Source organism: Pseudomonas sp. NPDC087817, from assembly GCF_044742875.1.
GTDB lineage: Bacteria > Pseudomonadota > Gammaproteobacteria > Pseudomonadales > Pseudomonadaceae > Aquipseudomonas.
In genome coordinates this window covers 59,131-72,838 of sequence record NZ_JBIUVJ010000022.1, presented here as the reverse complement: position 1 = coordinate 72,838, position 13,708 = coordinate 59,131, and the positions used below count along the sequence as shown (strand labels likewise).

14 protein-coding genes are annotated in these 13,708 nt (G+C 58.6%); 5 read left to right on the top strand and 9 right to left on the bottom strand.

Annotated elements, in window-relative coordinates; genetic code table 11:
- The coding region (locus tag ACIONG_RS16360) for a phosphoenolpyruvate carboxykinase (ATP) (protein WP_401300985.1) at window positions 1-324 on the top strand (324 nt) is incomplete at its 5' end.
- 178 nt (window positions 325-502) lie between these two features.
- On the opposite strand, the gene ACIONG_RS16355 is transcribed toward ACIONG_RS16360, so the two are convergent.
- The 5 genes from ACIONG_RS16355 to ACIONG_RS16335 form a co-directional block, all read right to left on the bottom strand.
- A complete protein-coding gene (locus tag ACIONG_RS16355; protein WP_123449450.1) occupies window positions 503-775 on the bottom strand; it encodes a type II toxin-antitoxin system RelE/ParE family toxin in 273 nt (90 codons plus the stop codon).
- A complete protein-coding gene (locus ACIONG_RS16350; protein ID WP_349306215.1) occupies window positions 775-1,278 on the bottom strand; it encodes a hypothetical protein in 504 nt (167 codons plus the stop codon). Before ACIONG_RS16350 ends, ACIONG_RS16355 begins: the two co-directional genes overlap by 1 nt.
- 96 nt (window positions 1,279-1,374) lie before the next feature.
- On the bottom strand, window positions 1,375-1,674 hold the full coding sequence (locus ACIONG_RS16345; protein ID WP_315445223.1) for a hypothetical protein: 300 nt from the start codon (window positions 1,672-1,674) through the stop codon (window positions 1,375-1,377).
- Between the two features lie 362 nt (window positions 1,675-2,036).
- Entirely contained in the window at window positions 2,037-3,179 is a 1,143-nt protein-coding gene (locus ACIONG_RS16340; protein WP_401300982.1) for a hypothetical protein, read from the bottom strand.
- Between the two features lie 97 nt (window positions 3,180-3,276).
- A complete protein-coding gene (locus ACIONG_RS16335; protein ID WP_103304147.1) occupies window positions 3,277-3,564 on the bottom strand; it encodes a hypothetical protein in 288 nt (95 codons plus the stop codon).
- Window positions 3,565-3,855: 291 nt separating this feature from the next.
- Here ACIONG_RS16335 and ACIONG_RS16330 point away from each other — a divergent pair, with 291 nt between their 5' ends.
- The 4 genes from ACIONG_RS16330 (at window position 3,856) to ACIONG_RS16315 (ending at window position 8,536) form a co-directional block, all read left to right on the top strand.
- A complete protein-coding gene (locus ACIONG_RS16330) occupies window positions 3,856-4,359 on the top strand; it encodes a polysaccharide deacetylase (RefSeq protein ID WP_103304148.1) in 504 nt (167 codons plus the stop codon).
- Between the two features lie 393 nt (window positions 4,360-4,752).
- Window positions 4,753-6,681, top strand: coding sequence for an ATP-dependent DNA helicase RecQ (locus ACIONG_RS16325; RefSeq protein WP_401300978.1), 1,929 nt, complete (start codon window positions 4,753-4,755; stop codon window positions 6,679-6,681).
- 107 nt (window positions 6,682-6,788) lie between these two features.
- Window positions 6,789-8,012, top strand: a complete 1,224-nt coding sequence (locus ACIONG_RS16320; protein WP_401300975.1) for a 3-hydroxyacyl-CoA dehydrogenase NAD-binding domain-containing protein — start codon at window positions 6,789-6,791, stop codon at window positions 8,010-8,012.
- Between the two features lie 104 nt (window positions 8,013-8,116).
- A complete protein-coding gene (locus tag ACIONG_RS16315) occupies window positions 8,117-8,536 on the top strand; it encodes a thioesterase family protein (protein WP_103304151.1) in 420 nt (139 codons plus the stop codon).
- Between the two features lie 55 nt (window positions 8,537-8,591).
- Here ACIONG_RS16315 and ACIONG_RS16310 read toward each other — a convergent pair whose 3' ends face one another.
- From ACIONG_RS16310 to ACIONG_RS16295, 4 genes are all read right to left on the bottom strand, one after another.
- Window positions 8,592-9,074: a glycine zipper domain-containing protein gene (locus tag ACIONG_RS16310; RefSeq protein WP_103304152.1), complete on the bottom strand. Its 483-nt coding sequence runs from the start codon at window positions 9,072-9,074 to the stop codon at window positions 8,592-8,594.
- 388 nt (window positions 9,075-9,462) lie between these two features.
- Window positions 9,463-11,811, bottom strand: a complete 2,349-nt coding sequence (locus ACIONG_RS16305; protein WP_401300971.1) for an FdhF/YdeP family oxidoreductase — start codon at window positions 11,809-11,811, stop codon at window positions 9,463-9,465.
- Window positions 11,808-12,647 (bottom strand): formate dehydrogenase accessory sulfurtransferase FdhD, encoded by an 840-nt coding sequence (gene fdhD, locus ACIONG_RS16300; protein WP_401300968.1) that lies wholly within the window; start codon window positions 12,645-12,647, stop codon window positions 11,808-11,810. Before fdhD ends, ACIONG_RS16305 begins: the two co-directional genes overlap by 4 nt.
- A 92-nt stretch (window positions 12,648-12,739) precedes the next feature.
- A complete protein-coding gene (locus ACIONG_RS16295) occupies window positions 12,740-13,627 on the bottom strand; it encodes a LysR family transcriptional regulator (protein WP_213027240.1) in 888 nt (295 codons plus the stop codon).
- Window positions 13,628-13,708: the final 81 nt, after the last annotated feature.

Sequence of the window (13,708 nt, the reverse complement as noted above, 5' to 3'; positions counted from 1 at the left end):
AAGGTCTACCTGGTCAACACCGGCTGGACCGGCGGCGGCTACGGCGTTGGCAAACGCTTCAACATCCCGACCACCCGCGCGGTGATTGCAGCAATCCAGAGCGGCGCGCTGATCGGTGCCGCCACCGAGCACCTCGACACCATCAACCTCGACGTGCCACTGGCCGTACCGGGCGTTGAAACCAACCTGCTCAACCCGCGCAACACCTGGGCTGACAAGGCTGCTTACGACGAGGCTGCCAAGGCACTGGCCGGTCTGTTCATCGAGAACTTCAAGAAGTTCGAAGTGAGCGACGCGATCAAGGCTGCTGGGCCTAAGTTGTAAGACTTAGTTCTGGTGAATGAAAAAGCCGCCTCTTGAGGGCGGCTTTTTTGTGGGTGATGGGTTGGGTGTCATTATCAGACCAACTGCCAATATTCCCGCAGCGTTCGCGTTAAACAGCCAGAATAATGCCACTTAAGTAGCCGCGAACTCTAAACGCCGTTCTTCTTCTCTTCAGCCTTCATAGCCATTGCCGCCTGGTATGCAGTACTCGCAGCATCTCCACAGCATCAACTTTGATTGTGTAGATGATGTAGTAGTTTGGGGTGACAACCATTTCGCGGGTGCCTTGCGCGATACCTCTTTTGTATAAAGCTGGCTGCTGGCGGACGCTTTCTCCCTTCGATTCGAAAAGCTCATCGAGCTTGATCGCTGCAGCGGGATTTTCCTGGCCGATACGCTCCATGATGTTTTCTCGATCATCCAGCGCCTCTTGGCGCCAGACCAACCTCATCAACGTACTCGCTGACGCAGAGCATCCCGCTTGGCGGCAAATATCCTGCGAGCGTCTTCATCGCTGACGCTGGGTCTTGGGTCATCAATGCTGATTTGTACCTGTTGCTTGACCCATTCTTCATATGCCGCAGCTTCATGCGCTTGTTTCATCGCTTCGGCGCGATCAGGTCGGGCATAGGTTTTTATCTGCAGAGGGTCATAGCTGGAGGCGTCCACATCGAAGTGATTGATACCTACTCCTTGCAGGTAGGTCACCAGTGTTTCAAACCGCTTGAACAGTCGCACCTGACCACTGCGTTGTGCTGCCAGTGAATATTCTTTGTTTCCTTGCTGAATCTGAATTGACCAGCCACCGGGTTTGGCGACGATATGTGCGCTACTGATCGAACCATTCTCAAACAATCGCGCGAGAGTACTGTGATCAATGGTTTCAGTGGTCATGAAGGCAAGCCCTTGGTTGAACAATGGCTCCCATCGTACGCAATCAATAATAGTTTGCAAAATGCAGCTCCTTAAGCTTTGCGCCGAAATCCCAGCGTCAGTGTTCGAGATAGAGGCAGGTAGTTCTAGCTGTGAACGCGCCTGCCGAGGAGTTCGTCAGGCTGGTGCTTTCCAGTTGAGCATCTGCTGCTGTGCGACTTGCAGCAGGTCACACCCATCCTGCGTCAACAGATAGAGGGCGTGGGTGATGTGGGGGATGTCTTCGACGTCGGCTTGTTTGAAGCTGAGGCAGTAGAGGGTGCGTAGCAGATCGGCGGAGGCGCGCAGGCGCTGGACGGCGCATTCGAGGATGTCTTGTGGATTGGCCGTTGTGTCGATGATCAGGGGCTTGGTGTCGGTGAGGTTGGATTCGAGGGCGCGGTAGCGATCGGTGGTGAATTGATTCCAAGTTGTCATTTTTTAATCCTCAATTGCTTCGAAAGAAGCCACCGCATCGTGACCAAGCGACAGGAGGCGACTGTGTTCGGGTTGGTCAACCGGTGAGGATCGCGCACATACCCGGCACACCCGAAGGTGTCCCAAACACAGTCACCATAAACCGCAGGCAAGTGAGTGCCGGCAGCATACAGCGCGTGCGTATACACGATCCAATCGGGTGACCAAGCCCGAGCCGCTGATTTGGCAGCGACAGTCACGACTATAGATTTGGCTTACCAAGCCGCGATAGACGGCAAGGGAGTCTGAGTTTGTAGGAATGGGACGAATACCCGATAGGCCATTGCTGTAGGTTTTTTCGCCAAATCACACACTCAGAATCTTCAGCCAATAACCCGATACGCCGCCACATCCAGCACACTGGTCGTCAGCCCCGTCGCAGGCGTGTAGATCGAGCCTTTCACCGCCGAGAACGGTACGCCTTTGCTGCCTAAAGACACGTAGCGCTCGCCTTTATCCAGTTCGGTGAAGTAAGTGTAGGAAATGTTGTGCATCCGTTTGTACCGGGCCTCATCGCGGACGATGCCGTCGGTGAGGGTCTTCAGATCGGTCTGGGTCAGGTTCAGGGTTTTGTTCAGTTGCACGCCCCAGCGCTTGAGGCAGGCTTCGGCGAAATGACGGACGACGCGGCCCGGTTCCACCAGGGTTTTCAGGTCACTGGCGCTGACAGGGACGCCGCCGTCGGCGGTGGCGTTGCCGGCCATGGTCGCGTGACGGCCGGCCATGGGATAGATGCAGGTTTTGGTGCCGGTGGCGGTTTGCGGGATGATGCAGCTGAAGCCTTTGGAGCGTTCATCGCGGGCGTAGAAGGCGATGTATTCTTTGACGTTGCTGCCGAGTTTGACCCGATCTTCCTGGAAGTTACCGATTCCCGGAACGGGGTCCAGGGCAAAGATGTTCACCGGAATATTTTTAAGTTGAGTGTCTTTCAACATTGCATTGGCCAGCATATGGCAACTTACACCGCCGCGGCTCCAGCCCACCAGGTTGACGCGGGTGGGAATAACGCCGTCTTTGCGGAACGTCTTGATAATGCCCTCCTGCAACTTCTGTTGGGTGATGCTGCGGTCGCCATAGTTGTACTTGCGCCAAAACCACGAGCCCTCGGCTTTGACATCTTCAATGGGAATGCCGGCGGCTTTGAGGCGGTTGTATCCGGCTTCGGTCAGTTGTTCGCGTTGCCAGTCGCATTTTCCTTTGATGATATTCAGCGCGTGCTGTACGTTTTCTTCCCAGCCCTTGCCGAACAACGTGCCGCTGAGACCGTATTCCTTGGTTTTGGTAAACAGGTCATCCGCTTGCAGGTTGCCGCTGCCCGGCCCATCGACCACGATCCATTCGGCAAACTCGCGACCGGAATGGTTTGCGGCCAAGGTGGAAATCAATTCGCCGTTCCAGAAGTTTTCATGGGTGGTGTCAAACTTGTTGGAACCCGTACCGCAAAAAAAGATAGTTAAAACAGTCATGTTTATTGCTCTTGTTTAATGAAAGAGCAGTCAACGTAGTATTGTTCTTTTAAAAGGCAAAGAAGTGGGTTGTTTCGAGATTTGTTGGTTGTTGGGTTTAATTGCGCTGGGCGATTTTAAGTTTTGCAACTTCCAGTAGTTCGCAACCGTCTTGAGTCAACAAGTAAAGCGCCTGAACAATGTTCGGGATGTCTTTGACGTCTGCTTGTTGGAAACACAAACAGTAAAGAGTTTCCAACAGATTGCTGGCAGCGCACAGACGTTGCTGTGCGGCATCCAGCAGGTCTTCATGGCAGGCGTCCGTGTCGATGACCAGCACCGGATTCTCGCTGTAACTGGTTTTCAAACGGCGGTAGCGGTTGAGGGGCGGGTGCAGTGAGTTCATGGATTAGGCTGTCCTTTGAGAAGTCGCTACGGTGCGATTCAGTCGCGTCGGCCACTATAGGAGGGCATCGGGCTGTGGGACAAGACGGCTGCAATGGACAGAGTTCGTAGGGGTTTTTCCGGTGTTCGGGTATTTGCCCTACGTGTTTTCATGGGCTTTTCAAGGCAAAACCCTTAGCTCGGAATTTTCCTACGGGTTTGTCAGGCGCTTCTGAACAAACCTCTGTATGGTGCGCGCCAGAATCTGTGGGACGTTTCCAGACGTCCTATACGCGCATAAAGGGAATTAGGTATGCAGTGGCTACGAATGGCCTTGATTGTGGTGCTGTGGGCCAGTGGTTGCCGTGTAGTAATGGCGGTTGACCTGGATAACGCGCTGGTTCTCGATCATCTGGATCGAACCGGTTGGCCGGAGGCGCTCACCAGCCCGGCGAACGTCGACACGGCCTCGCGCGCCGAAGTGCTGATGTTCGGCAAAGCTCTGCTCGCCAGCGAAGCGCTCGATGAGTCAGGTCTGAAACAACGGTTGGGTGTGCCGCAAGTGCAACTCAAGTCGATCCGGCAAGTGCGCGACGGTTTGTGGGATCACCTGCTGAGCACTTATCGCAACGCCAGTCAGGACTGTGGCGAACAACCCTTTTGCCCTCAGGTGCGCAGCGTCGCTGACCTGCGGCAGTTGGCGGCGGCGTTCACTGGCGACATCAGCCCGGCCCATGCACTTTGGGCAAGTAGAAGCCAGAGTGTGCATGAACAGGCATTGAACGAGCAGTTGCGAGTGGCCGTACTGCTGCCGTGACCTCTGCTGATTGACGTCTAGGCCACAGCGGCTGCCTGCATCGTCGCACCGGCCGCGAGTTGGGGAAGTTCGTCTGGAAACCGCATGCATCCGCCTAGCAGCAGGGCGGAGAGGGTGAGGGCGAGTATTAGCTTCAATCTAGAGTGCATGATCATTCCTTTGAGAATTTTTCACGCATCCGCCGTCCGGGCGTGATGCGGGCGAAACAGTGGGTGGGACTTTATCGCGATGCCGGAAAAGACCGCGATAAACAAATTGTGGCGTTTGTTTCAGCCTGTGACCCAGCGTCAGGGGCTGTATCATTCCGAATCGATTTGGCCCCGACCTTTTCTCGACTCGCTGCGATCGCCCGCTAGGCTGTTGGCATGGCAGCAGTCAAAGGAGTGACAGCGAATGCACAACACCCTGGAACAGGTTTTTGGTTATCCACAGTTTCGCCCCGGACAAGAAACAGCGATCAGTGCGGTACTGGCCGGGCGTTCGGCAGCCGCGATTTTCCCCACCGGTTCCGGCAAGTCCCTCTGTTATCAATTGCCGGCGCTGATGCTGCCGAACCTGACGCTGGTGGTCTCGCCGCTGCTGGCGTTGATGCAGGATCAATTGGCATTTCTGCAACGCCACGGCATTTCGGCCGGCAGCATCGATTCGGCGCAGAGCCGCGAGGATGCCAATGACGTGATGGCCCGCGCCCGTTCGGGTGAATTGAAGATCCTGATGATCTCGGTGGAGCGTTTGAAGAACGAGCGCTTCCGCAATTTCTTGCAGCAGGTGCCGATCTCGTTGCTGGTGGTGGATGAGGCGCATTGCATCTCGGAGTGGGGACACAATTTCCGCCCCGACTACCTCAAGTTGCCGGACTATCAGCGTCAGTTCAACATCCCGCAGACCTTGCTGCTGACGGCCACGGCAACGCCGCAAGTCATCGCCGACATGCAGGCGAAATTCTCTATTGCCGCCGAGGATGTGGTAACGACCGGTTTCTATCGGCCCAACCTCAATCTGCTGGTGGAGCCGGTGCGTGGCCAGGACAAGCGTCGGCGGCTGGTGGAGTGGATGGCCGAACGGCCGGGTCAGCCGAGCATTGTCTACGTGACCTTGCAAAAAACCGCTGAACACATCGCCGAACATCTGGAGCGCAACGGCATTCAGGCCGAGGCCTATCACGCCGGTCTGCCCCACGATAAGCGCGAGGCCATCCAGAAGCGCTTCATGGCCGGGCAGTCCAATTGCATCGTTGCGACCATCGCCTTCGGCATGGGCATCGACAAGAGCGACATCCGCAATGTGGTGCACTTCGATCTGCCCAAATCCATCGAAAACTACAGCCAGGAAATCGGCCGTGCGGGGCGTGATGGAGAACCGTCGGACTGCCTCGTGCTGGCCAATCGTGACAGCCTCAACGTGCTGGAAAACTTTGTCTACGGTGACACGCCGGAGCGTGACGGCATTCGTTATGTGCTCGATGAGTTGAAGGCCTCGGCACCGGAAGGGCAATGGGAGTTTCTGCTTGGTCCGCTGGCGGATCAGAGCAACATTCGCGCGTTACCGCTGAAGACCTTGCTGGTGCAACTGGAGCTGCGTGGTCTGATCGCGCCGCGCTATGCGTATTACGCCGAATACCGCTTCAAGTATTTGCTCGAACCCGAGGCATTGCTCGAGCGTTTCGAGGGTGAGCGCCGGGACTTCGTTGCGGCGATCATCCAGACGTCGAGCCGTGCGCGTACCTGGGCCACGGTCAGTTTCGAGGCGATGTATACGCAATATTCGGCTGAGCGCAATCGGGTGGTGAAGGCGCTGGATTACTTTCAGGAGAAGGGCTGGGTCGAGCTTGAGAGCAAGCAGATGACCGAGGTCTACAGCTTGCTGCACAGCGACTTTGACAGTGATGTGTTGAGTGGCGAGCTGCACGATTACTTCACTCGCCACGAACAGACCGAAGTCGCGCGGATTCACGCGATGCTTGACGTGTTCGCCACTGAACGCTGCCTGGGTTATCGACTGGCGGAGTATTTCGGCGATCACGATGCCCCTGAGCGTTGTGGGCATTGCTCGGTGTGTCACGGACAGATTGCTCGTTTACCAGCACCTCCGGAACTACCGGCGCTTGTGGATAAAAACTTCGCAGCACTGTGCGGTGAATTTATCCACAGGCATGAGCAGCACACGGGCAGTTTGCCGACAGCGGAGCGATTGACGCGGTTTCTGTGCGGCATCAGTGTGCCGCTGTTCACCAAGCTCAAGGCGCGGGCGATTTCCGGGTATGCGACGTTGGAGGAGTATCCGTATGCCGAGGTGCGTGGGTGGGCCCAGGAACACCTTTGAGGTTGCATCCATCCGCTGAATGTCGATCATCACGGTAATAAACTTCAAAAACCGTCGATGGCTGACTATGGTGAGACCAGTCTTTGGATCGCCAACAAGAGAACAACATGAGCCAGACATTCGATATTCAGCAGGCGGCGGTAATCGGTGCAGGCACCATGGGCCGGGGCATTGTCATGTGCCTGGCCAATGCCGGCGTGACGGTGCAATGGGTGGATAACAATCCACAGATGCTGGCGCAGGCGCTCGCGACCGTGGCCGATACGTACGCACACAACGTACGTCAGGGTCGTATTGATCAGGCCGAAGCCGATGCGCGTCTCGCCCGGATCAGCGCAGCGCCGGATTACGTGGCGATCCGTAATGTCGATCTGGTGATCGAGGCGGTCTACGAAAACCTTGAGCTCAAACAGAAAATCTTCCGTGAACTGGATGGCGTGCTCAAGCCTGAGGCGGTGTTGGCGAGCAACACCTCAGCGCTGGATATTGATGCGATCGCGGCGGCTACCCAGCGTCCCGAGCGAGTGCTGGGTCTGCATTTCTTCAGCCCGGCGCACATCATGAAACTGCTCGAAATCGTTCGTGGCGCGCGAACTTCGCCTGCGGTATTACAAGCGGCTTTGGCGCTGGGCAAGCGCATGGGCAAGGTCAGTGTGGTGTCGGGCAACTGCCACGGCTTTATCGGCAACCGCATGCTGCATCCGTATGTACTGGAGGCGCGCAAGATGCTGCTCGAAGGCGCTTATCCACAGCAGGTGGATGCGGCGTTGCAGGGGTTCGGTTTTGCGATGGGGCCGTTTCGCATGTACGACGTGGTCGGCATTGATCTGGAGTGGCGTGCGCGTGAGCTGGCTGGCAAGGGCCAGGATGCACCGGAGGTCCAAGTGGATAACCGCTTGTGCGAGATGGGCCGGTTTGGGCAGAAATCGGGCAATGGTTATTACCACTACGAGCCGGGCAGTCGTCAGGCAGAGCATGATCCTGAAGTGGATGCACTGGTGTTGCAGATCAGCGAGGGGCTGGGTTTTCAGCGTCGTGAGATCGGCCCGGAAGAGATTCTTGAGCGTTGCCTCCTGGCGCTGGTTAACGAAGGCGCGAAGATTCTGCAGGAAGGCATCGCCGAGTCGGCCCATGACATTGATCTGGTGTATCTGAACGGTTATGGCTTCCCGGCGGACAAGGGCGGACCGATGGCGTGGGCGGATCAGCAGGGGCTGGCGGATATTCATCAGCGTTTGCTGGCGCTGGAGACGCGGCAGGGCGATCACTGGACGCCGGCGCGGTTGATTGCTGAGTTGGCGGCGCAAGGCAAGGGGTTTGCTGACCGTTGAATGAAGTGGCGCCTGTATCAGCGCCTTCGCGGGCAAGCCCGCTCCCACAGGTATAGTGATCGTTCTCACGGTCAGCGTGAGAACGATCAATACGAGAACTACGCATGAACCAACGCACTGACTATCCGCACTTCCAGCCCATCACCACACGCTGGCACGACAACGACGCCTACGGTCACGTCAACAACGTCACCTATTACAGCTTCTTCGACACCGCCGTGAACACCTACCTGATTCAGGTTGGCGGGCTGGATATTCATGATGGCGAGGTGGTGGGGTTTGTGGTCAGTTCGGCGTGCGATTACTTTGCCTCGATCGCTTTTCCGGATCTGATCGAGATCGGCCTACGGGTCGGCAAGCTGGGCAATAGTTCAGTGCAATACGAACTGGCGGTGTTCAAGGTTGGCGAAAGCGAGGCTTGTGCGGCCGGGCGTTTCGTCCATGTGTTTGTTGATCGTGCGAGCAATCAACCGGTGCCGATTCCTGCCGGGTTACGCGCAGCGCTGGAACGATTGGTGGTGTGAAAAAGGCAAAAAAAATCGCAGCCCGAGGGCTGCGATTTTTGTTCAAGCATTCGCCTTAACGGTGGCGATAGTACTTGTGATGCTTGCGATGGCCATAGGCATGGCCGCGACCACGGTGGTCGTCGCGATAATAGCGACGGTCGTCACGGCCGCGATCATAGCGACGATCGTCGTCATCGCTCTTGTTGCCCATGTAGTTGCCCAGCGCGCCACCGGCACCGCCACCTGCTGCGGAGCCGATCAGGCTGCCGGTGGTGCCGCCCATGCTGCGGCCGACTACGTTACCGCCGGCCGCGCCCAACGCACCGCCAATGGCGGCTTCGCCACGGCTGCGTTTGTCTGCGCCGACCGCACTACCACCCGCGCCGCCCAGGGCTGCGCCGATGGTGGAACCTGTATTGCCGCCTAAAGACTGACCGACGACCGAGCCAAGAACCCCGCCCAATGCGCCGCCCACACCTGCTTCGGTGGTGCCTCCGGCAGAAGCGAAGCCACTGACCAGGCCAAGGGACAACAAGAGAATCGAGGAGAACTTCATAGATGAGCCTCAAAGGGATGACGGCGCCGATCCTGAGGCTGTGGAGCAAGGCTGACAATCAAAATCCGACGAATAACACGACTTGTATACAATTGTGCAAGTTACTGTTTTTTATGCGGAACTTAACCGATTTTCGCCGGTCTTTAGCTACTTCGGACAGGCCGCTTTTGTGAAAAAGCGGCCTTTTTTGTGGGCGATGGAAACGCAAAAACAAGAGCTGATCGTAACCACGCTCTGCGTGGTTATGCATCCTTGGACGCTCAGCGTCTGCTATTGGGGCGGAGCGTCCCGGTCTGCGTTCCCACGCGGAGCGTGAGAACGATCAACAAACGGGAGTCCTTCGGCCTCCAGCGGGAGCAAGCTCCCTCGCCACAGTGGTCCGTGTGTGTCAGGCCGACTTGGCCATGATCAACCCAGTCTCACTCGCCGCTTCCAAGCGGATCGCAATGAACTTCGACGTCGGTGTATGGCTGCCATCCCCGGTGCTTTCCAGCGGCACCAGCGGGTTCACTTCCGGGTAGTACGCAGCGGCCTGCCCTGCTGGGATATCAAACGCCAACAACGTGAAACCCTTCACCCGACGCTCACGCCCATCATCCCAGATCGACACGATGTCAGCCTTCTGCCCCGGCCGGAAGCCCAGGCGAATGATGTCGGCCTCGTTGGCAAACACCACGTCGCGCTGGCCTTTGACCCCGCGATAACGATCGTCGAGGCCATAAATCGTGGTGTTGTACTGATCGTGGGAGCGCATCGATTGCAGGATCAAGTCCGGCAGTTGCCCGGTGGCGCGGGTGCGTTCGTGGACCAGATCTTTCGGCAGCAGGTTCGCACGGAAATTGGCGCGGCCTGACGGCGTATTCCACTTGCGTGCGCCGGCGCTGTTGCCGAGGTAGAAGCCGCCCGGGTTCTTGATCTTCTCGTTGAACTCCTTGAAGTTCGGGATGGTGTCGGCAATCAGCTCGCGGATACGCCCGTAATCGGCCACCAGCCAGTTCCAGTCCACCGGTTTGCTGCCCAGGGTAGCGGCGGCGATGCCGGCGATGATCGACGGTTCCGAGCGCATCTGGTTCGACAGTGGCTGCAACTGACCGTTGGAGGCGTGGACCATGCTGAACGAGTCTTCCACGGTGACCGCTTGCGGGCCTTCGGTCTGGATGTCGATGTCGGTACGCCCGAGGCACGGCAGGATCAGCGCGTCTTTGCCGTGAGCCAGGTGGCTGCGGTTAAGTTTGGTGCTGATCTGCACGGTCAGGTCGCAATTGCTCAGTGCCGCGAACGTGCGTGGGCTGTCCGGCGTGGCTTGGGCGAAGTTGCCGCCCAGACCGATAAAGACTTTGGCGCGGCCCTCGGCCATCGCATGGATCGCCTCGACCACGTTGTGGCCGTTGTGACGCGGCACCTTGAACTGGAAGCGCCGCTCCAGCGAATCAAGGAACGCCACGGGCGGACGCTCGTTGATGCCCATCGTGCGGTCGCCCTGCACGTTACTGTGGCCGCGCACCGGGCACAGGCCCGCGCCCGGCTTGCCGATGTTGCCGCGCAGCAGCATCAGGTTGGCGATTTCCTGAATGGTCGGCACCGAATGGCGGTGCTGGGTGATGCCCATCGCCCAGCACATGATCACGTTTTTGCCTTTGGCGTACATGCGTGCGGCTTGTTCGATCTCCACGAGGGTCAGGCCGGACTGCGTGACGATCTGCTCCCACGGCGTATCGTCGACGACGCCGAGGTACTCCAGCACGTTGGCGCTGTGGGCGTTGAGGAAGTCATGGTCGAACACCGCCAGGGTGCCGGCCTTCTGCGCATCACGCTCCCACTGCAGGAGGAATTTGGCCATACCGCGCAGCACGGCCATGTCGCCGCCGAGTGCCGGGCGGAAGTAGGCGGTGTTGGTCGGCTTGTCGCCGTTGGTGAGCATTTCGATCGGGTGTTGCGGATGCTGGAACCGCTCCAGTCCACGCTCTTTCAGCGGATTGATGCAGACCACCTGAGCGCCGCGTTTCACCGCTTCACGCAGCGGTTCAAGCATGCGTGGGTGGTTGGTGCCGGGGTTCTGGCCCCAGACGAAAATCGCGTCAGCGTGTTCGAAGTCGTCGAAGGTCACGGTGCCTTTGCCGACGCCGACACTTTGCGCCAGTGCAACACCGCTGGCCTCGTGGCACATGTTCGAGCAGTCAGGGAAGTTGTTGGTGCCGTAGGCGCGCACGAACAGTTGATAGAGGTACGCCGCTTCGTTGCTGGCGCGGCCCGAGGTGTAGAACTCGGCCTGATCCGGGCTCGACAAGCCTTGCAGGTGTTTGCCGATCAGCGCGTAGGCGTCGTCCCAAGCGATCGGCTTATAGCGATCAGTCTCGGCGTCGTAAACCATCGGCTCGGTCAGGCGACCCTGATACTCCAGCCAGTAATCGCTCTGTTCCAGCAGCGAAGTGACGCTGTGCTTGGCGAAGAATTTGGCATCGACGCGGCGCTTGGTCGCTTCCCAGTTCACCGCTTTGGCGCCGTTCTCGCAGAACTTGACCATACCGCTTTCCGGCGAATCGCCCCACGCGCAACCCGGGCAGTCGAAGCCGCCGTTCTGGTTGGTCTTGAGCATCATGCGCAGGTTTTTCAGCGCGTTGTCGCTGGTCAACCAGGCCTGAGCCACGCTGATCAGCGCGCCCCAGCCGCCAGCTGCGCCTTTGTAGGGCTTGTAGCGCGGGACAGGTTTCTGGTCGGCTTGATGATGTTGGCTCACGCTTGATTCTCCATCGCGGGGCTATACACCCGCGGCGCACTTTTCTGCGGCAGGTGGATGAGATTGAGGTTGTGTCGCCGGGCCCATTGCACGGCAAGGCCGGTCGGCGCGGACAGGCTGACCAGGGTCTGGATGCCGGCGCGCAAGACTTTCTGGATCAATTCGAGGCTGCAACGGCTGGTGACAATCGCCAGGCCGCCGTCTGTGGATATCTTCTGGCGGATCAGCCCGCCGATCAGTTTGTCGAGGGCGTTGTGCCGGCCAATGTCTTCCCGGCCCAGCAGCAATTCGCCGCTGGCGTCCATGAACACCGCTGCATGTACCGCGCCGCAATGCTGACCGAGCGGCTGGAAGGCGCCGATGCGCTGGCGCAAACCGTCAAGCCAGGCAATCGGTGGCAACGGCGCACCGGACAATACCTTGAGGTCGGGCAGCGCCTGTTCCACGGCTTCGACGCCGCACAGGCCGCAACCGCTGGTGCCGGCCAGTTGCCGACGCTGGGTCTTGAGATTCCAGAAGGCGCGGTTGGCAATCGTCACTTGCGCGTATTGCGCTGAGCCTGCGCCGGTCAATTGCAGGTCATAAATGTCGCTGGCATCCTCGATGATGCCGCTGCCGAGGCTGAAACCGACGATGAAGTCCTCAAGGTCGGTCGGCGTCACCAGCATCACGGCCTGACTGATGCCGTTGTAGGCGATCGCCAGCGCGACTTCCTCGGCCAGCGCGGTGCTGGCCGATTCCACAAGGGGTAAATCGCTGTAACTGTAGGTCTGGCTGGCGGCGGGCGCGGGCGTTTCGAGTGCTGGCGCCGCGCAGGCTGGGCGCTTGGCGTTCATGGCATCACCGACGGTTTGATCAACGTTAAGACTAGGCGCGGCAAGATGTCGCGTCTAATCGCTAATGTTGATCTACCGATAGATGCCGTCGATCAAGAATCGCCTGGCGATTTTTGATACAGGGCGAAACAGGCCTCGGCCAGCGCTGAACGCGGCGCGCCCCGGCGCATGATCAGCCCCAGTGGCGCAAGGGTTTGCGCGTTTTCGATGGGCTGCAGGCGCAGGTGATCGGTGAGTTTTTCGAGGCCGCCGTCCAGCGGCATGATCGCGCAGCAAAAGCCCCCATGCACGGCTTGTAACAATTGATGGACGGCATCGGTTTGCAGCAATGGCTGCGGGGTCAGACCCCGGCTGTGGAAGTTGTGGTCGATGGACTGGCGAAAGTGCATGCCACTGGTGAGCATGCCCAGCGGCAGTTCGATCAGCGATTGCCAACTCAACGGCGCCTCGCCGAAGGTGAAAGAGCGCTGATCGTAGAGCAGACCCATGCGCGTTTCGCTGAAGGCCAATGATTCGAAGCGCTCGTTGTCGAGACGATCGAGATAGGAAACGCCCAAGTCGATGCGGTTGTTCGCCAGGTGTTCGAGGATCTGCTCGGAGCTCAACGCCGACATTTCAAAGCGCAGGTTCGGATGCGCGGCATACAGGCGTTGCATCAGCGGTAACGGATCGAAACTCGACAGCGGCACCACCCCAAGCCGCAGTGTGCCGATGAGGTTGCCGCGACACGCCGCCGCCTCGGCGTGCAACCCGTCATAAGCCGCCATCACCGACCGCGCCCACGCCAGCACGCGCTCACCCGGCGCGGTAAAACCTTCAAAGCGCTGGCCACGGTTGACCAGCGGCAGATCGAGTTCTTCTTCGAGGCTGCGCAAGCGCATCGATAACGTTGGCTGGGTGATGTGGCACCGCGCGGCGGCCTGGCCAAAGTGGCGGGTTTCGTCGAGGGCGATGAGGAATTTCAGCTGCTTGATGTCCATCTTCGCTCCGGAGGGTGTTGGCGGGGTAGGCGATTCTACCGCTTGGGGGTGGCAGGGTCATTGGTCGGCTTGGAACCGGGT